The sequence below is a fragment of the Kitasatospora paranensis genome (genome assembly GCF_039544005.1).
In the GTDB taxonomy this organism is placed as follows: domain Bacteria; phylum Actinomycetota; class Actinomycetes; order Streptomycetales; family Streptomycetaceae; genus Kitasatospora; species Kitasatospora paranensis.
Map to the genome: position 1 here is coordinate 6,412,741 of NZ_BAABKV010000001.1, position 17,200 is coordinate 6,429,940.

Genomic DNA, 17,200 nt, shown 5'->3' on the forward strand with positions numbered 1-17,200 from the left:
GGGAGGGGCCGGCCCTACGGAACGATCCGGCCGGTGACCTCGCCGAAGCCGATCCGGGTGCCGTCCGGGCCGGGGGCGGTGGCGGTGATGACGACCTCGTCGCCGTCCTCCAGGAAGGTCCGGGCGGTGCCGTCGGCGAGCTTGATCGGGTGCTCGCCGTTCCAGGTGAGCTCGATCAGGGCACCGCGGGTCTCCGGCTCCGGCCCGCTGACGGTGCCGGAGGCGAAGAGGTCGCCCGTCCGCAGCGAGGCGCCGTTGGCGGTGAGGTGGGCGAGCTGCTGGGCGCCGGTCCAGTACATGGTGGCGAACGGCGGCCGGGAGATCCGGTGCCCGTTGAGCGCGACCTCCATGGCGAGGTCGAGTCCCCAGGGCTCGCCGCCGCGGTCGTCGAGGTAGCCGAGCGGCTCCACGTCGCGGGCGGGCGGGGCGACCCGGGCGTGCTCCAGGGCGTCCAGCGGCACCACCCAGGGGGAGACGGAGGTGGCGAAGGACTTGCCGAGGAACGGGCCGAGCGGGACGTACTCCCAGGCCTGGATGTCCCGGGCGGACCAGTCGTTGAGCAGGCAGACACCGAACACGTGCTCGCGGAAGTCCGCCAGCGGGACGGCGGTCCCGAGCGCGCTGGGGGTGCCGACCACGAAGCCGACCTCGGCCTCGATGTCCAGCCGCCGGGTCGGGCCGAAGGAGGGCAGCGGCTCGGTGGGCGCCTTGCGCTGCCCGTGCGGCCGCACGACCGGTGTGCCGGAGACGACCACCGTGCCGGCCCGGCCGTGGTACCCGATCGGCAGGTGCTTCCAGTTGGGTGTGAGCGGCTCCGACCCGGGGCGGAAGATCCGGCCGAGGTTGGTGGCGTGGTGCTCGGAGGCGTAGAAGTCGACGTAGTCCGCGACCTCGAACGGCAGGTGCAGCTCGACCTCGGCCAGCGGCAGCAGGCAGGGTTCGACCGCAGGGCGGTGCGCCTCGTCGGTGAGCCACTCGGTGAGCGCGGCCCGGACTTCGCGCCACAGCGAACGCCCGGCCGCCATCAGCGGGTTGAGCGAACCCGCCTCCAGCAGCACGGCGGCGGAGCCGACCGCGCGGGCCGCCGCGCCGGCGTCCAGCACCGCATCGCCGATCCGGACACCGACCCGGCGCCGGCCGGGCTGGTCGGCGGCGGTGAAGACGCCGTACGGCAGGGTCTGGATGCCGTAGGGGGAGTCCTGCGGGACGGCGAGCCAGGTCAACGGTCCTCCAGCGGGGGTGGGCGGAGCAGGCCGAGATCGGCCAGGTCGGCGAGCGGTTCGGCGACGCTGCACGTGCCGAAGGATGTGAACAGGCCTCGCAGCGAGGCGATCTGAGGTGCCGTCAGGGAGATCACCGCTCCGGACAGGACGATACCGGAGCGCTCGGCCAGGATCTCCTCGACGGCCCGCCGGTCGCTGCCCGCCGCGGCGGCCAGCAGCACGTTCAGGAAGCCGTGGTGCTCGGCGCCGGTCTCCGGGTCGGTGTGCCGGACGGCGTTGTGCAGCCCGGCCGTGCACTTGTAGGGCACGCCGCGCTCGGCGCAGCCGACCAGGAAGGCGGCCAGCTCGGCCACGGGCGGAAAGGCCGCCGGGGTGAGCCCGCCGGTGCGGTACTTCGCCCGGTACGGCGTGCCGGCGAGGGCGTCCAGGACTTCTCCGGGGCGCCGTCGCGCGGGAGTTCGACGGCGGCGGCGATGCCGGCCGGCAGGGTGGCGGCGAGCTCGCCGACGGTGGCGGCGACGTCCGCGGCCGCGATCTCGACGCCCACCACGTCGAGGGCCGCGGTCGCGGACAGTGCCGCGGTCGGGCCCGAGCTGCCCCCGGCAGCACCAGCCCGACCGGGATCCCGGTGCCGAGCTGCGCCAACTCGTCGGCGAGCGCCGGCCCGCAGAGGAACGGGCCGACCGCGTCCGCGTACCAGGCGGAGCGGTGGCCGAGGTGCGCGGGCACCGCCCGGCGGAGCGGCAGGTCGCCGGGCGGGAAGACCGCGGCGTCGTCGAAGAGCCCCCGGTACAGGGCGGGGACGCTCATCGGGCCGGCCCTCGCCCGCCCGACCACGTCCACGGGTAGCCCGGGTCCTCGCTCGCGGTGCCGCCCTCGCCGAGCTCCAGCGGCCGGAACGTGTCGACCATGACGGCGAGTTCGTCGAAGAACTCGGCGCCGATGGAGCGCTCGTAGGCGCCCGGCTGCGGGCCGTGGGTGTGCCCGCCGGGGTGCAGCGAGATCGAGCCCTGGCCGATCCCGGAGCCCTTGCGGGCCTCGTAGTTGCCGCCGCAGTAGAACATCACCTCGTCGCTGTCGACGTTGGCGTGGTAGTACGGCACGGGGATCGACAGCGGGTGGTAGTCCACCTTGCGCGGCACGAAGTTGCAGATGACGAAGTTGTTGCCCTCGAAGACCTGGTGGGCCGGCGGCGGCTGGTGGATCCGGCCGGTGATCGGCTCGAAGTCGGCGATGTTGAAGGCGTACGGGTAGAGGCAGCCGTCCCAGCCGACCACGTCGAACGGGTGGTGCGGCACCGTGTAGCGGGTGCCCGCGACGCCGTTCGGGCCGCGGTGCTTCACCAGGACGTCGACGTCCGTGCCCTCCACCAGCAGCGGCCCGGTCGGCCCGCGCAGGTCCCGCTCGCAGTACGGCGCGTGCTCCAGCAGCTGGCCGAACCGCGACAGGTACCGCTTGGGCGGGGTGATGTGGCTGTTGGCCTCGATGCAGTACGCCCGCAGCGGGCCGTCGCCGGTGGGCACCCAGCGGTGCGTGGTGGCCCGCGGGATGATCACGTAGTCGCCCTGGACGACGTCCAGCGTGCCGAACACCGTCTCCAGCACGGCGGTGCCCGACTCGACGTAGACGCACTCGTCGCCCAGCCCGTTGCGGTACAGCTCGCTCGGTGCGCCGGCGACGGCGTAGGAGATCCGTACGTCGGCGTTGCCGAGGACCAGGCGGCGCCCGGCCACCACGTCGACGCCCTTCCAGTCCTCGCCGAAGAGCTGGTGCAGCTTCAGGTGGCGGGGGATCAGCGGAAGGTTCGCCGTGGTGGCCTGGCTCGGCAGCTCCCACGGCCGGGCGTCCACGATCGCCGAGGGGATGCCCCGGTGATAGAGCAGCGAGGAGTCGGACGTGAAGCCCTCCTCGCCCATCAGCTCCTCGTAGTACAGCCCGCCCTCGGGCGTGCGGTGCTGGGTGTGCCGCTTGGGCGGGATCGCGCCCAGCTGCCGGTAGTGCGCCATGGTGTCCCGGTCTCCCTCGTGGTGTCAGAGGTTTCCGCGCTTGTCCTGCTCGCGCTCGATCGCCTCGAAGAGCGCCTTGAAGTTGCCCTTGCCGAAGCCCAGCGAACCGTGCCGCTCGATGAACTCGTAGAAGACCGTCGGCCGGTCGCCGATCGGCTTGGTGAAGATCTGCAGCAGGTAGCCGTCCTCGTCCCGGTCGACCAGGATGCCGCGGCTCTTCAGCTCCTCGATCGGCACCCGCACCTTGCCGATCCGCTCCCGCAGCTCCGGGTCCTCGTAGTACGAGTCCGGGGTGTTGAGGAACTCGACGCCGCGCGAGCGCAGCACGTCGACGGTGGTGAGGATGTCGTTGGTGGCGAGCGCCATGTGCTGGCAGCCGGCGCCGGTGTAGAACTCCAGGTACTCGTCGATCTGCGACTTCTTCTTCGCGACGGCCGGCTCGTTCAGGGGGAACTTGACCCGGTGGTTGCCGCTGGCGACGACCTTGGACATCAGGGCCGAGTACTCGGTGGCGATGTCGTCGCCGACGAACTCGGCCATGTTCACGAAGCCCATCACCCGGTTGTAGAACGAGACCCACTCGTTCATCCGGCCGAGCTCGACGTTGCCGACCGCGTGGTCCAGGGCCTGGAACAGGCGCTTGGGCGCACCGGCCGGGCGCTGCACCTTCGACTCGGCCACCACGTACCCCGGCAGGTAGGGGCCGCGGTAGCCGGAGCGGTCGATCAGGGTGTGCCGGGTCTCGCCGTAGGTGGCGATGGCGGCACGCCGGACGGTGCCGTTCTCGTCGGAGACGTCGTTCGGCTCCTCCAGGATCGTCGCGCCCTGGGCGCGGGCGTGCGCGATGCACTTGTCGACGTCCGGGACCTCCAGCGCGAGGTCGACCACGCCGTCGCCGTGCCGGCGGTGGTGGTCGAGCAGGGCGCTGTCGGGGGACACCCCGCCCTTGATCACGAACCGGCAGGAGCCGGAGCGCAGCACGAACGCCTTGCGGTCGCGGCGGCCGGTCTCGGGGCCGGAGTAGGCGACCAGCTCCATGCCGAACACGGCCTGGTAGAACTGGGCGGTCTGGGTGGCGTTGCCGACGACGAAGACGACCGCGTCCTGGGCGGTGACCGGGAAGGGGTCGCCCGCGGAGTCGTGCTCGACCAGCCCGACGAGGGTGCGCAGCTGCTCGGCGTCGAGGCCGGCCTCCAGCTCCTCGGGGGTGAGTTCCACGGCGTTGGCGGTCATCGGTGCTCCTCCACGTTGAGGTACTCCGCACGGCCGGGGGTGTCGGCGGGTGCGGTTGCGCAGAGCTTGCCTCCGGTCGGGAGGCTGGGCAACAGGTCCGTTTTCCACTGATCAATGTGTACAAGGTGAGCAGGTAGAGGCCGGGCCGGCTGGTCAGATTGCCCAGTCGGAGGCCGCCTTCCCCAGATGTCGAGTGAACCACTCCACCGCCAGCCGGGCGACCTGCTCAAGCGTGCCCGGCTCCTCGAAGAGGTGGCCGGCCCGCGGGACGACGGCCAGCTCCCGTTCGCCGCCCAGCCCCGCCAGTGCGGTGCGGTTCAGCGCGAGCACGGTCGCGTCCGCGCCGCCGACCACCAGCAGGGTCGGCGCCCGGACGTGGGCCAGCCGGGGCCCGGCGAGGTCGGGCCGGCCGCCGCGCGAGACCACCGCGGCCACCCGGGCACCGGGTTCCGCGGCCGCCCACAGCGCCGCGGCGGCGCCGGTGCTCGCCCCGAAGTACCCGACCGGCAGCCCGGCGCACTCCGGCCGGTCGGCCACCTCGCGGGTCGCGGACGCCAGCCGGGCTCCGAGCAGCGGCGGGTCGAACACCTTCGCCCGGTCGGGCTCCTCCTCGGCGGTCAGCAGGTCGAACAGCAACGTGCCCAGGCCCGCCCGGTGGAGCTCGGCGGCGACGTACCGGTTGCGCGGGCTGTGCCGGCTGCTGCCGCTGCCGTGCGCGAACAGCACCAGCCCGGTGGCGCCCTGCGGGACGGTCAGCCGGCCCGGCAGCCGGACCCCGGCCGCCGTCAGGACGGTCTCCGAGGCGGTGCCGCCGCCGCCCGCCCGCGCCGCCGCCGCGTCGAGCAGCCGCTCCACCTCCTCGTCCGGGGTCTGCGCGAAGTCCCGGTAGAACTCGCCGATCGCCCAGAACACCGCCGGGGTGTACGGGCAGACCAGCTCGTCCGCGTCCCGGTCGAGCCGCTCCGCCCAGTCCCGCGGCGCCACCGGCACCGCCAGTACCACGTGGGCGGCGCCCCGCGCCCGGACGATCCGGCAGGCGGCCAGCGCCGTGGACCCGGTCGCCACCCCGTCGTCCACCACGATCACGGGGCGCCCCTGCAGCGGGACGGGAGGGCGGCCGCGCCGGTAGCGCCCGGCCCGCCGCTCCAGCTCGGCGCGCTCCGCCTCCTCGACGCGGGCCAGCTGCTCGGGGGTGATCCGGGCGCTCCGCATCACCTCGTCGTTGAGCACCCGGGCGCCGTCCTCGCCGATCGCGCCCATACCCAGCTCGGGCTGGAACGGCACGCCGAGCTTGCGGATCACGCAGATGTCGAGCGGGGCCCCGAGCGCCCGGGCCACCTCGTCGGCGACCGGGACGCCGCCCCGGGGCAGCGCCACCACCACGGCGTCCGCGCCACGCCACCGCGTCAGCTCGGCGGCCAGCCGGCGTCCCGCGTCGGTGCGGTCGCTGTAGATCATGGCGAGCCTCTCCACGTGCGGCTGAGCCTCCCCACCTCCCACCGTACGTCCGGCCGGGCCGGGGCCGCGGGCTACGGCAGGGCGGCCGCCAGCACGTCCACCCGGCGGATGTCGGGCGGGGCGGCGAGCAGCCTCGGGGCGGCCTCCATCAGGGCCGCGGCGATCGGCCCCTGGAGGTGGGCGGTGCGCCCGGCCTCGTCGTCGAAGGTGTCGAAGATGCCGAAGACGGTCGCGCTCTCCCGGAAGGCGAACCACGTCCGGGTCGCCACCTCCTCCTGGGCGAGCGGCAGGGCGCCGATGAGCAGCTCGGCGACCTCCTCCGCGTGCTCGGGCTTGGCCTCGATCCGGGCGAGCAGGCCGATGGGGGACATGGCGGGACCTCCGGGGGTGGGGACGGGGCGAACGGGGACGGCGGCTCACGCGTGCCGGGCGAAGTCCTCCAGCGAGACGGTGTACTCGCCGCTCTCCGGCCGGTGGCGCACGCAGTACTGCCGCGGGTACCAGCCGGGCTGCTGCCAGGCGCTCGGCTGCTTGACCGGGCGGCACTCCGCGGCCGGGTCGCCGCTCTCGGCGGCCCGCAGGTCGGAGAGCGCGACCATGGGCTCCAGGAAGGTGATCCGGGCGTCGTAGACGCCGTAGACGAACGTCCGGGAGAAGGCGTGCCCGTGCCACTCCTCACCGGTCAGGTCGGTGAGGTGGTTGCCCATCGCGACCTGGGCGAGGCCCTTGTCCGAGTAGTCGGCCGGGAGGTACTGCGCCGGCAGCGGGCGGGTCGCGGTGGCGTAGTCGTCGCAGTTGATCAGGATCCCGCAGGGCCCGGGCCGGATGGCCTGCCGCTCGGCGTCCGACTGCAGGTAGAAGTGCACGTCGAAGTGCGGGTGGTCGTAGACGTGCGGCGGGCCGTGGCCGGCCGGGTCCCAGTCCAGCAGGGCGAAGGTCAGCGGGCTGCCGGGCAGCCGGCGCAGCGCGTCGGGCAGCTGCAGCGGGTACTCGTGGCCGCCCGCGCACTCCTTCATCGGGTCGATCGTGCCGTCGCCGTCCCGGTCGAAGCAGTGCTTCCCGTCGGCGGGCTCGGTCGGCAGGCCGTCCAGTGCGCCCCGGGTGAGGGCCACCCCGATGGCGACCGGCCGGTCACCGGCCAGCTGCACGTAGGTGTGCGCGGCGCCCTCGCCGAGCGGCACCGGCCGGCCGTACGAGGTGCGGACCTGCGGGGCGGCGACAGCGGGGGCGGCCGGCAGCAGGGCCGCCGCCAGCGCGGCGGCGGCCAGGGCGCGGCGGACGGTCTGGGTTCGCGGATTCGGCGGCATGCCGACGGCCTTTCAGCTGGACGGTACTGAGGGCCACTGTGCCGCGCCCGCCGGGCCGCGGCCCGATCTGATGCTCCGTCCGTGGCGGGCGTGACCCGGTGTCAGTTCCGCCGTGCGCGGGGCGCCCGTCCGGCACCCCCGCGCGGCGGGCCGTCCTACGGCTGCATCGCGTACGCGCCGGACAGCGCCTCGACCAGGGCCCACACCCGCTCGCCGCGGGCCGCGTCGGCGACCGGGCGGCGGACGTGCGCCAGCGCCCAGGCCGCCTGCTCCTCGGTGGTGGAGGCCTTGCCGTGCAGCTCGGTGGCGTGCGCGGAGAAGTCCCGCACCAGCGCGTCGAAGATCTGGTCCAGGACGTCGGCGTCGAGCCCGGTCAGCCCGGCCTGCTCCAGCACCAGCTGGCCGTAGACCACCAGGGCGAACAGCTGGCCGATCTCCAGCAGGAAGTCGAGGTCCTGCTGCTGCTCGGCGCTCGGCGCGTGGGCCAGCAGCAGCGCGCAGAGCCCGTCCGCCTGCTCGCGGAACCGTGCCACGTTCGGCACCGCGGCGTGCGCGTCGTACGCCGTCCGCCAGTCGTGGAAGCGGATCGCGCCCAGGCCCCGGGCCGGGCCCTGCCGGAACAGGAAGGCGTCGTCGGCGGCGTCCAGCCGGCTCGGCACCGCCTCGAACTCGGCCGGCGCGAAGAGGTAGTTGCCCATGAACTTGAGGATCAGCGCCAGGTTGACGTGGACGGTGCCCTCCAGCTTCGGCAGGCCGCGGATGTCCTTGGCGGCCTTGTCGAAGTAGGTGTCCGCCTCGAAGCCCTTGGCCGCGATGACGTCCCACATCAGGTCGATGACCTTCTCGCCCTCGGTGGTGACCTTCATCTTGGTCATCGGGTTGAAGAGCAGGTAGCGGCGGTCCTCCGGCGAGGCGGTGCGGAAGTAGTCCACCGCCCGCGCGCTGAACAGCTTCATCGCGGCGAGCCGGGCGTACGCGTCGGTCAACTCGCGCCGCACGTGCGGGAAGTCGGTGACCGGGCGGCCGTAGAGCACCCGGTTGCGGGCGTGCGTGACGGCCTCGTACATCGCGTGCTCGCAGATGCCGACCGAGGCGGTGCAGAGGTTGAACTTGCCGACGTTGACGGTGTTCAGCGCCGCGTCGAAGGCGGCCTTGCCGGTGTGCAGCACGTCCTCGGCGCGGACGGGGTAGTCCTCCAGGCGGAACTCGCTGACGTACATCTGCGCGTTCACGACGTTCTTGACCAGGTGGTAGGCCTCGTGCCGGCTGTCCGCGGCGAAGAAGACGTACCCCTCGGGGCCCTCGACGTCCGAGCGGCGGCCGAAGACCGAGACCAGGCCGGCCACGTTGCCGTTGCCGATGTAGTACTTGGCGCCGGTCGCGGTGAACCCGCCGTCGCCGTCCGGGGTGAGGATCATGTCGGTGGAGTAGATGTCCGCGCCGTGGCTGCGCTCGGAGAGGCCGAACGCCATCACGTGGCCCTCCGTCAGCAGCTTCGCCGCCCGGGCCCGGACGGCCTCGTTCTCGCTCTGCCAGACCGGGCCGAGGCCGAGGATGGTGACCTGCCAGGTGTACCAGTAGCCGAGGCCGTAGAAGCCGAGGATCTCGTTCAGCTCGGCGATCCGCGCGGTGTCCCAGCGCTTCGCCGGGTCGGCCGAGGACGGCGTCAGGAACTCCGCGAACAGGCCCTCCTTGGCGGCGAACTCGAGGAAGTCGCCGTACCACGAGCGGTCGATGTAGGTGTCGATCAGCGCCTTCTTGCCGCGCGACTCGAACCAGTCGACGGTGGCGCGCAGCAGCCGGCGGGTGGTGTCGTCGAACTGCGCGGGGTCGTAGGTGCGCGGGTTGAACAGCATCATCAGGTCCCGGGGGTCGAGGGTGTCGGGGGCGGTGTGCCGAGGCGGTGCAGGGTGGCGAGCACGTCGTCCAGCCAGGCGAGGATCATCCGCTCGTACTCGATGCCGCCGCGCAGCACCACGTGCTGGAGGCGCTGCTGGTCGTCGAGTGCGGCCGGGTCGGGGAAGTCGCGCCGCTCGCCCACGAGGTAGCGCTCCAGCAGCGCCGCGTGCTCGGCGCGGTGCCGCTCCACCTCGGGGACCAGTGCGGACGGGTCGTCGAACGCGGCCGCCCGGATCTTCACGGCCAGCTCGTGCCGGACGGTCTCCGGCTCGACCGGCTCGTGCAGCCAGTCGACCAGGGCGCGCCGCCCGGCGGCGGTGCCCGACCAGACCTTCTTGTCCGGCCTTCCGTCCTGGGCGATCTCCTGCCCGGCGACCCAGCCGTCCGCCTCCATCCGCCGCAGCACCCGGTAGATCTGCTGGTGGGTGGCGGTCCAGAAGCGCCCGATGGACCGGTCGAACCGTCGGGCCAGCTCGTACCCCGAGCCGGGCTGCTCCAGGAGGGAGACGAGGATCGCGTGCTCCAGTGCCATGCCCGCATCCTGCTATGCAACGAGTTGCATAGGCAATCCGGGTGCGGCGCGGTGAGACGCACCTCACGCGGCGGGCGCCCGCGCCACAATGGACCCGTGGACGACCAGGAGTTGCTGCTGCGCCGGATGCACGCCCAGTTCGGCCGCCCGGAGGCCGCCGCGGTCGCGGTGGCCCGGAGCTCGGGCGGGGTCCAGGCCCAGGATGCCGCGGCGGCCCGGCTGGCGCTGCGGGCCCGCGGCGTGGCGGACCCGGCCGAGCCGGGGCGGGCGCAGGCGGCCGGCGAGGTGGTGTCCACCTGGCTGATGCGCGGCACCCTGCACCTGGTGCCGGCCGCGGACGCCCGGTGGATGCTGGGCCTGTTCGCGGCCAGGAACCTGGCCGGCGGCGCGCGCCGGCGCCGCGAACTCGGCCTGACCGACGAGATCTGCGCCCGCGCGCTGGAGCTGCTGCCGACACTGCCGCAGGGGCCGCACAGCCGGGCCGCGCTGGTCGCGCTGCTGGGCGAACGGGGCGTCGGCATCGACCCGAAGGGCCAGGCGCCGGCCCACCTCATGGCGTACGCGGCGGCGCACGGGCTGCTGTGCCGCGGCGCCGACGTCGCGCCGCGGGAGCCGGGCTATCTCCCAATGCCGGCCGGCGGCCCGCCGCCCGCGGACCCGGCCGCCGCGCTGGCCGGCCGGTACCTGGCGGCGTTCGGCCCGGCGGGTCCGGCCGACTTCGGCGCCTGGGCGGGTCTGCCGGTGACGGCCGCCCGTTCGGCGTTCGAGGCGGCCTCGGCCGAGCAGCCCTCGCCCGGGCTGTTCGCCGTCGCCGGTGCGGCGGGGCCGTCGTCCGGGCCGCCGCTGGTGCGCCTGCTCGGCGCGTACGACGGCTACCTGCTGGGCTACCGCAGCCGGGCGGTGATGCTGGACGAGGCCTTCGCGCAGCGGATCAACGCCGGCGGCGGCGTGATCAGGCCGGCCGTGGTCGCGGACGGCCGGGTGCTCGGCACCTGGCGGCGGGAGCGCGACGGGCTGGTGGTCGAGGCGTTCGGGCCGCTGCCGCGCGGGGTGCGCGCCGCGCTGGCGGAGGAAGCCGCCGCAGTCGCCGCGTTCCTCGGCGTCCCGGATGTGCTCACCCTGGCCTGACAGAACCAAAACCCGGCAAATGAGTGATTCCCTCGCATAAGGGGAAGATAAGGGACACAATGGGTAAGGAACTCGCGCCTTCCTCACACTTGGAGGTGGTCCTCGGTGTCGACCCAGAGCCCGACGGGCATGGAACACCACCCGGACATCATCGAACTTCGTCAACACTACGAGCGTGTCACCGCAACGCCGCTGGCCCAGGGCGTCGAGGCGCTCTCCATCTGCGCCGGACTCTTCCTGGCGATCTCCCCGTGGGTGGTCGGGTTCGGCCTGAACCCCGTGGTCGGGGCCTTCTCCGGGCTGAGTGTGAGCAACCTGCTGTGCGGGCTCGTCTTCGCCTACCTCATGGCCGGCTACGGATCCGCACTCGAGCGCACGCACGCGCGCGCCTGGGCCGCGATGGCGATCGGCATCTGGGCGATCGTCGCTCCCTGGGCGACCGTCGGCGGTGAGGCCGTCAACCGCACCATCTGGACCAACGTGATCACCGGTGGCGTGATGACGTGCCTGGCCCTGGCGGCCTTCGGGCTGACGCTCACCGGCGCCACGTCGAGGATGGGCAGGGGGCGCGGATGACGGAGACCGAAGCGAACCATCGGACGGGTGCGGGCCCTCGGCCCGCACCCGTTCGTCGTGCCCGCCGGTCGGGGCCCGGCGGTCAGGGCCTGGTCATCCGCAGCACGTCGAGCGCGGTGTCCAGCTCCTCCTCGGTGAGCAGCCCCTGCGCCACGTAGCCGCGTTCCAGGACGACCTGCCGGATCGTCTTCCGCTCGGCCAGCGACTGCTTGGCCACCTTCGCCGCCTCCTCGTAGCCGATCCAGCGGTTGAGCGGGGTGACGACCGAGGGCGACGACTCGGCGAACTCGCGGGCCCGCGCCACGTTGGCGGTGATGCCGTCGACCGTCCGGTCGGCCAGCAGCCGGGCGCTGTTGGCGAGCAGCCGCACCGACTCCAGGACGTTGCGGGCGATCACCGGGAGCATCACGTTCAGCTCGAAGCTGCCGCTGGCCCCGGCCACGGTGACCGTGGTGTCGTTGCCGATCACCTGGGCCGCCACCATCAGCACCACCTCGGGCAGCACCGGGTTGACCTTGCCCGGCATGATGGAGGACCCGGGCTGCAGATCGGGCAGGTTGATCTCGCCCAGGCCCGTCCGCGGGCCGGATCCCATCCACCGCAGGTCGTTCGCGACCTTGGTGAAGCCGACCGCCACCGTCCGGAGCTGGCCGCTGAGTTCGACCAGCGCGTCGCGGGCGCCCTGGGCCTCGAAGTGGTTCCGGGCCTCGGTCAGCGGCAGCCCGGTCGCCCGGGCGACCTCCGCGATCACCGCCGCGGAGAACCCCGGAGGGGTGTTGATGCCGGTGCCCACCGCCGTGCCGCCGAGGGGCAGTTCGGCCACTCGGGGCAGGGCGGCGCGCAGCCTCTCCACGCCGTACCGGACCTGCGCGGCGTATCCGCCGAACTCCTGGCCCAGCGTGACGGGAGTGGCGTCCATCAGGTGCGTCCGGCCCGACTTGACCACCTCGGCGAACTCGGCGGACTTGCGCTCCAGCGCCGCTGCCAGGTGGTCGAGTGCCGGGATCAGCTCGCCGGTGACGGCGGCCGTCGCGGCGATGTGGATGGAGGACGGGAAGACGTCGTTGGAGGACTGGCTCGCGTTGACGTGGTCGTTGGGGTGCACCGGCCGGCCCAGGTGCTCGGTGGCGAGGGTGGCGATCACCTCGTTGGCGTTCATGTTGGACGACGTGCCGGAGCCCGTCTGGAAGACGTCCACCGGGAACTCGCCGTCCCAGCGGCCCTCCGCCACCTCCTCGGCGGCGGCCCGGATCGCCTCCGCCGTCTCGCCGTCCAGCACGCCGAGCCGGGCGTTGACCACCGCGGCGGCGGCCTTGATCCGGGCCAGCGCCGCGATGTGCGCCCGCTCCAGCCGCTGGCCGGACACCGGGAAGTTCTCCACCGCGCGCTGCGTCTGGGCCCGCCACCGGGCCCCCGCGGGCACCCAGACCTCGCCCATCGAGTCGTGCTCGACCCGGTAGCCCTCGTGGGCCTGCCCGTTCCGCTCGTCACCCATCGTGCGACACCTCCTGGACCGGACAGCCGCGCGGCGGTCCCGGGTATTTCCGATGGTGCCGCCGGCGCCGCCGTCAGGCCAGTGCGGCGGCCGTGCGCGGGCCGTGGGCGGCGGTCAGGCCCGGCTGGAGGAGGACCGGGTCCTCGACCCGGGCGGCGGCCAGCGCCTGCGGGTCGAGCCGGACGGTGAGCAGCTCCGGTGCGTCCGCGGCGGCCTCCGCCAGCAGCCGGCCGTCCGGGCCCCAGACGGCACTGGCGCCGCAGCCGGTGTACGGGCCGGACGGGCCCACGTGGTTGGCGAGCAGGACGTACATCGTGTTGTCGAGGGCGCGGGCGGGGAAGACGGTGCGGCGCTGGTGGGCACCGGATCCGGTGCCGAAGAGGGCGCCGACCAGGTAGGCGTGCGCGCCGTCCAGGGCCGCCGCGCGGGCGTGCTCGGGGAAGCCGGAGTCCCAGCAGATCCCCAGGCCGAGCCGCCAGCCGTCCAGTTCGAGGGTGCAGCCGGCGGTGCCGGCCGCGAAGCCGGCGGCCCGCTCGCTCGGGGTGGCGAACTGCTTGCGGTACGCGGCGGCCCGCCGGCCGGTGCCGTCCAGGGCCAGCGCCGCGATGTGCAGGGCGCCCGTCCGGCTGTCCCGGACGGGCGCGCCGGCCACCACGGCCGTTCCGGTCTCGGCGCAGGCGGCGGCCAGCGGGTCCAGGCGGGGGTCGTCGTCGGCGACGGTGAGCCGACCGGGGTCGGCGGCGATCGCGACGGTCTCGTAGCCGGTGAGGAAGAGTTCGGAGAGCAGCAGCAGCCGGGCGCCGGAGTCGGCGGCCCGGCGGACGAGCCCTGCGGCGGTCGCGGCGTTGCCCGCGATGTCCAGCGGGGCGAGCGGGGTCTGGGCGACGGCGGCGGTCAGCGGGGACGCGGGCAGCGCGTGTACAAGGGTGCTCACGGGTCTCAATCCTTACATGCCGGATGGTCGGGGCTCAAGGCCCGAAACCGGGTGCGGCAGGGGTGCCGCCCGGCCGCGGCGGGTGCACCATGACCCCATGACCGACGATTCCGATCCGGGATTCCGCTATGCGGAGATCGCCGAGGAACTCACCGCGCGCGGCGTCAGCCGGGCCACCATGTTCGGCATGCCGTGCCTCAAGGATGCTGCCGGGAAGGCCTTCGCCGGGCTCCACCAGGGCGAACTGGTCTGCCGGTTGGGCCGTGACAGCCCGGCACTGGCCGAGGCGCTGCGACTGCCCGGCGCGCACCTGTTCGACCCGGTGGGCGGCCGGCCGATGCAGGACTGGGCGTGCATCCCGCCCGGCGCGGCCGCGCACTGGGACAACTACGCCGAGGCGGCGCTGATCGCCCGGCGCTGACCGTCGGGTGCCGGCGGCGTGCACCGGGGCCGGTGCCCGACGGTCGGCCCGGGTCAGCCGTGGTAGCCGGCGACGATCTTCGTGAACGCGTACGGCGACTGGGAGATCCCGCTGCACGAGTCGCCGGCCGAGGTGCCGGACGGGCAGGAGCGGTCCCGGTTGACCGCCCAGAAGGTGAACCGCGCCAGGTGGTGCGCCTTGGCGTAGTTCGCGATGGTCGTGAAGTCCGCCGTGGAGACCGTCTCGTCGCTCTCGTCCGTCCGCCCGTTCATCGAGGAGATGCCGATGTGCCGGTAGGCGGTGGCGCTGTCGTACCCGTAGGCGCTCGCGACCGCCTTCTGCAGGCCGTCGGCGGCCTTGGTGGAGACGGTGCCCATCGCACCGCTGTGGCTGCCGAAGTCGAACGGCATGATCGTCCAGCCGTCCAGGGCGAGGCCGGCCGCGGCGCCCTTGCGGATGAGGTCGAGCCCGTCGGCGTCCGGCCCGATGGTGGTGGTGCCGAAGGTGACGTACTCGCGGATGCCCGGGTTGTTGCCCTTCACCGTCTTGAGGGCGGAGACCACCCGCTGGCGGACGGTCGCGTTCGCCACCTCGGTGTCCTCGATGTCGATGTCGATCGCCTTGAGCCCGTAGGCGTCGATGACCTTCTGGTAGGCGCCGGCCAGCGCGCCGGCCGAACTGCACTTCTCGCCCAGCTTGTTGCCGCTCCAGCCGCCGAACGACACCACCACGTCGCCGCCGGCGGCGCGGATCGCCTTGATCGCGCTCTGGTCGCTGCCGCCGGTCAGCGCCCGGCTGCCGTCCCACTTGGGGTTGCAGCCGCCGTCGCTGAGCATGAAGGCCAGCGTGAACTGCTTGACGCCGGTCGCCGCCATGACGTCGGCGGGCTTCTGCGGACTTCCCCAACCCAGGTACTCGTACGGGGCGTTGAGCCCGACCGGGTCGGCGGTCGCGGCCTGCCCGGCGGGGGCCAGGGCGAGTGCGCCGGCCGTGAGTGCGGCGGTGGCGGCGAGGGCGAGGAGCGGACGGGCGAGGGCGCGTGCGGTCATGGGTCACCGTTCCGGGGGAGGGGCGTGTGGGGGAGGCGTGCGAGGGCCAAGGAAAGTAAGGAAACTTTCCTAATGGTCGAGACCAGTGAACCGGCCGCACCTGTCCACGTCAAGAGGGCGGCGGGAATGCCGAGTTGACGACGGCCGACGCGGCCGGGGCGGCGGTGCTACCCGTCGGTAGGAGGTGTGGGCGATACTCGACGCCGCAAGCCGAGACCCCACCCGCAGACCCCGCCCGCCCGGAGGAGACCGCACGATGGCCCGCAGCGCCGACCGCCTCGACCCGACCGACCTGCTCGCCGTCGGCGACCTGCTCACCGACGAGGAGCGGCTGATCCGCGACACCGTCCGCAGGTTCACCGACGAGCGCATCCGGCCGCACCTCGCCGACTGGTTCGAGCAGGGCACCTTCCCCGCGCGCGAACTCGCCCCCGAACTCGGCAGCCTGGGCGTCCTCGGCATGCACCTGGACGGCTACGGCTGCGCCGGCTCGACCGCCGTCGAGTACGGCGTCGCCTGCATGGAGCTGGAGGCCGCCGACTCCGGCCTGCGCAGCTTCGTCTCCGTCCAGGGATCGCTCGCCATGCGGTCCGTGCACGCCTTCGGCTCCGAGGAGCAGAAGCAGCAGTGGCTGCCCGAGCTCGCCGCCGGCCGGGCGATCGGCTGCTTCGGCCTCACCGAGCCGGACTTCGGCTCCGACCCGGCCAACATGCGCACCCGGGCCCGGCGCCGCGGCGACGACTGGGTGCTCAACGGCTCCAAGATGTGGATCACCAACGGCTCGATCGCCGACCTCGCCGTGGTCTGGGCGCAGACCGACGACGGCCTGCGCGGCTTCCTGGTGCCGAAGGGCACCAAGGGCTTCACCGCAACCGACATCCACGGCAAGCTCTCGCTGCGCGCCTCCGTCACCAGCGAGCTGGCCTTCGACGACGTCGTGCTCCCGGCCGACGCGGTGCTGCCCGGCGCCCGCGGCCTGCGCGGGCCGCTCTCCTCCTCGGCGAGGCCCGCTACGGCATCCTCTGGGGCACCGTCGGCGCCGCCCGCGACTGCTACACCTCGGCCCTGGACTACGCCCGGACCCGGATCCAGTTCGACCGCCCGATCGCCGGCTTCCAGCTGACCCAGGAGAAGCTGGTCGAGATGGTGCTGGAGCTGGAGAAGGCGTACCTGGTGGCCCTGCGGATCGGCCGGCTCAAGGACGAGGGCCGCGCCCTGCCCGCGCACATCAGCTTCGGCAAGCTCAACAACGTCCGCACCGCCCTGGAGATCGCCCGGTCGGCCCGCACGGTGCTGGGCGCCAACGGCATCACCCTCGCGTACCCGGTGCTGCGGCACGCCAACAACCTGGAGTCCGTCCTCACCTACGAGGGGACGAGCGAGATCCACACCCTCGTCCTGGGCGAGGCGATCACCGGCGAGTCGGCCTACCGCTGAGCCGGCCCACCGCCGAGTCGGCCGCGGGCGGCGAAAACCGCTCGCCGCCCGCACGGCGGCGACCCTACGGTGGGGCGCCATGGAGACCACCACGCTCTGGCGCCCCACCGGTCCGCAGGAGCTCGCCCTCGTCGAGGCGTCCGGCCGGCGGGCCTGGCCGCCGCGGCTGCCCGAGCAGCCGATCTTCTACCCGGTGCTGAACGAGGACTACGCCATCCGGATCGCCCGGGACTGGAACGTGCCCGCCTCCGGGTCCGGCTACGTCACCCGGTTCGAGGTGGAGAGCGACTACCTCGCCCGCTTCCCGGTCCGTCAGGCCGGCGGCGAGACCATCCTGGAGCTCTGGGTGCCGGCCGAGGAGCTGGCCGAGTTCAACCGGCACATCGTCGGCCTGATCGAGGTGGTCCGGGAGTTCCACGCCGCGGACGGCCCCGAGGCCGCGTCCGCCGCCGCGGGTTAGGGTACGAACCCCGGCCGCATGCCGCCGGGCCCGACCACGCGA

Annotated in this window: 16 protein-coding genes and 1 pseudogene; 5 read left to right on the top strand and 12 right to left on the bottom strand. The window is 73.6% G+C overall.

The features are described 5' to 3' along the window. Window positions 1-14: 14 nt before the first annotated feature. The 9 genes from fahA to ABEB13_RS30535 all read right to left on the bottom strand — a co-directional run bounded on the left by fahA (window position 15) and on the right by ABEB13_RS30535 (window position 9,658). The gene (gene fahA / locus ABEB13_RS30495) at window positions 15-1,223 is read right to left on the bottom strand and encodes a fumarylacetoacetase (protein WP_345708030.1); all 1,209 of its coding nucleotides are present in this window, start codon (window positions 1,221-1,223) and stop codon (window positions 15-17) included. Beyond that, a complete protein-coding gene (locus ABEB13_RS30500) occupies window positions 1,220-1,576 on the bottom strand; it encodes a hypothetical protein (protein ID WP_345708031.1) in 357 nt (118 codons plus the stop codon). The genes fahA and ABEB13_RS30500 overlap by 4 nt, the downstream gene beginning before the upstream one ends. 453 nt (window positions 1,577-2,029) lie before the next feature. Then, window positions 2,030-3,229 (bottom strand): homogentisate 1,2-dioxygenase, encoded by a 1,200-nt coding sequence (locus ABEB13_RS30505; protein WP_345708032.1) that lies wholly within the window; start codon window positions 3,227-3,229, stop codon window positions 2,030-2,032. Window positions 3,230-3,253: 24 nt separating this feature from the next. Next, a complete protein-coding gene (gene hppD / locus ABEB13_RS30510; RefSeq protein WP_345708033.1) occupies window positions 3,254-4,462 on the bottom strand; it encodes a 4-hydroxyphenylpyruvate dioxygenase in 1,209 nt (402 codons plus the stop codon). Between the two features lie 153 nt (window positions 4,463-4,615). Beyond that, complete coding sequence (locus tag ABEB13_RS30515; protein ID WP_345708034.1) at window positions 4,616-5,920, bottom strand: phosphoribosyltransferase family protein; 1,305 nt, start codon at window positions 5,918-5,920, stop codon at window positions 4,616-4,618. A 71-nt stretch (window positions 5,921-5,991) separates the two neighbouring features. Continuing rightward, window positions 5,992-6,291, bottom strand: coding sequence for a putative quinol monooxygenase (locus tag ABEB13_RS30520; RefSeq protein ID WP_100887838.1), 300 nt, complete (start codon window positions 6,289-6,291; stop codon window positions 5,992-5,994). Window positions 6,292-6,336: 45 nt separating this feature from the next. Continuing rightward, window positions 6,337-7,227, bottom strand: a complete 891-nt coding sequence (locus ABEB13_RS30525; protein WP_345708035.1) for a hypothetical protein — start codon at window positions 7,225-7,227, stop codon at window positions 6,337-6,339. Window positions 7,228-7,382: 155 nt separating this feature from the next. Then, the gene (locus ABEB13_RS30530; RefSeq protein WP_345708036.1) at window positions 7,383-9,086 is read right to left on the bottom strand and encodes an acyl-CoA dehydrogenase family protein; all 1,704 of its coding nucleotides are present in this window, start codon (window positions 9,084-9,086) and stop codon (window positions 7,383-7,385) included. Beyond that, complete coding sequence (locus tag ABEB13_RS30535) at window positions 9,086-9,658, bottom strand: PadR family transcriptional regulator (RefSeq protein ID WP_345708037.1); 573 nt, start codon at window positions 9,656-9,658, stop codon at window positions 9,086-9,088. Before ABEB13_RS30535 ends, ABEB13_RS30530 begins: the two co-directional genes overlap by 1 nt. Window positions 9,659-9,754: 96 nt before the next feature. Here ABEB13_RS30535 and ABEB13_RS30540 point away from each other — a divergent pair, with 96 nt between their 5' ends. After that, the gene (locus tag ABEB13_RS30540; RefSeq protein WP_345708038.1) at window positions 9,755-10,786 is read left to right on the top strand and encodes a DNA glycosylase AlkZ-like family protein; all 1,032 of its coding nucleotides are present in this window, start codon (window positions 9,755-9,757) and stop codon (window positions 10,784-10,786) included. Window positions 10,787-10,891: 105 nt separating this feature from the next. Then, window positions 10,892-11,362: an SPW repeat protein gene (locus tag ABEB13_RS30545; RefSeq protein WP_345708039.1), complete on the top strand. Its 471-nt coding sequence runs from the start codon at window positions 10,892-10,894 to the stop codon at window positions 11,360-11,362. An 82-nt stretch (window positions 11,363-11,444) separates the two neighbouring features. Here the strand turns inward: ABEB13_RS30545 and ABEB13_RS30550 are convergent, their stop codons facing one another. Beyond that, window positions 11,445-12,857 (bottom strand): class II fumarate hydratase, encoded by a 1,413-nt coding sequence (locus ABEB13_RS30550; protein ID WP_345708040.1) that lies wholly within the window; start codon window positions 12,855-12,857, stop codon window positions 11,445-11,447. Window positions 12,858-12,930: 73 nt separating this feature from the next. Then, a complete protein-coding gene (locus tag ABEB13_RS30555) occupies window positions 12,931-13,791 on the bottom strand; it encodes a carbon-nitrogen hydrolase family protein (RefSeq protein ID WP_345708041.1) in 861 nt (286 codons plus the stop codon). 97 nt (window positions 13,792-13,888) lie between these two features. Between ABEB13_RS30555 and ABEB13_RS30560 the strand changes: the two genes are divergently transcribed. After that, on the top strand, window positions 13,889-14,212 hold the full coding sequence (locus ABEB13_RS30560) for a hypothetical protein (RefSeq protein ID WP_198523977.1): 324 nt from the start codon (window positions 13,889-13,891) through the stop codon (window positions 14,210-14,212). A gap of 53 nt (window positions 14,213-14,265) precedes the next feature. Here the strand turns inward: ABEB13_RS30560 and ABEB13_RS30565 are convergent, their stop codons facing one another. Next, a complete protein-coding gene (locus ABEB13_RS30565) occupies window positions 14,266-15,261 on the bottom strand; it encodes a chitinase (RefSeq protein WP_345708042.1) in 996 nt (331 codons plus the stop codon). A gap of 256 nt (window positions 15,262-15,517) precedes the next feature. Between ABEB13_RS30565 and ABEB13_RS30570 the strand changes: the two are divergent. Both ABEB13_RS30570 and ABEB13_RS30575 read left to right on the top strand, forming a co-directional pair. Continuing rightward, window positions 15,518-16,698 (top strand): annotated as a pseudogene (locus ABEB13_RS30570) (acyl-CoA dehydrogenase family protein). Window positions 16,699-16,777: 79 nt separating this feature from the next. After that, window positions 16,778-17,158, top strand: a complete 381-nt coding sequence (locus tag ABEB13_RS30575) for an ADP-ribosylation/crystallin J1 (protein ID WP_345708043.1) — start codon at window positions 16,778-16,780, stop codon at window positions 17,156-17,158. The last annotated feature ends 42 nt before the right edge of the window (window positions 17,159-17,200 follow it).

Excerpts from the sequence above, each read along its gene's own strand:
- ABEB13_RS30575 (WP_345708043.1), top strand. The coding sequence starts at position 16,778 with ATGGAGACCACCACGCTCTGGCGCCCCACCGGTCCGCAGGAGCTCGCC.
- ABEB13_RS30560 (WP_198523977.1), top strand. The coding sequence starts at position 13,889 with ATGACCGACGATTCCGATCCGGGATTCCGCTATGCGGAGATCGCCGAG.
- ABEB13_RS30505 (WP_345708032.1), bottom strand. The coding sequence starts at position 3,229 with ATGGCGCACTACCGGCAGCTGGGCGCGATCCCGCCCAAGCGGCACACC.
- ABEB13_RS30520 (WP_100887838.1), bottom strand. The coding sequence starts at position 6,291 with ATGTCCCCCATCGGCCTGCTCGCCCGGATCGAGGCCAAGCCCGAGCAC.
- ABEB13_RS30535 (WP_345708037.1), bottom strand. The coding sequence starts at position 9,658 with ATGGCACTGGAGCACGCGATCCTCGTCTCCCTCCTGGAGCAGCCCGGC.
- ABEB13_RS30565 (WP_345708042.1), bottom strand. The coding sequence starts at position 15,261 with ATGACCGCACGCGCCCTCGCCCGTCCGCTCCTCGCCCTCGCCGCCACC.
- ABEB13_RS30550 (WP_345708040.1), bottom strand. The coding sequence starts at position 12,857 with ATGGGTGACGAGCGGAACGGGCAGGCCCACGAGGGCTACCGGGTCGAG.
- hppD (WP_345708033.1), bottom strand. The coding sequence starts at position 4,462 with ATGACCGCCAACGCCGTGGAACTCACCCCCGAGGAGCTGGAGGCCGGC.
- ABEB13_RS30515 (WP_345708034.1), bottom strand. The coding sequence starts at position 5,920 with ATGATCTACAGCGACCGCACCGACGCGGGACGCCGGCTGGCCGCCGAG.
- ABEB13_RS30530 (WP_345708036.1), bottom strand. The coding sequence starts at position 9,086 with ATGATGCTGTTCAACCCGCGCACCTACGACCCCGCGCAGTTCGACGAC.
- ABEB13_RS30525 (WP_345708035.1), bottom strand. The coding sequence starts at position 7,227 with ATGCCGCCGAATCCGCGAACCCAGACCGTCCGCCGCGCCCTGGCCGCC.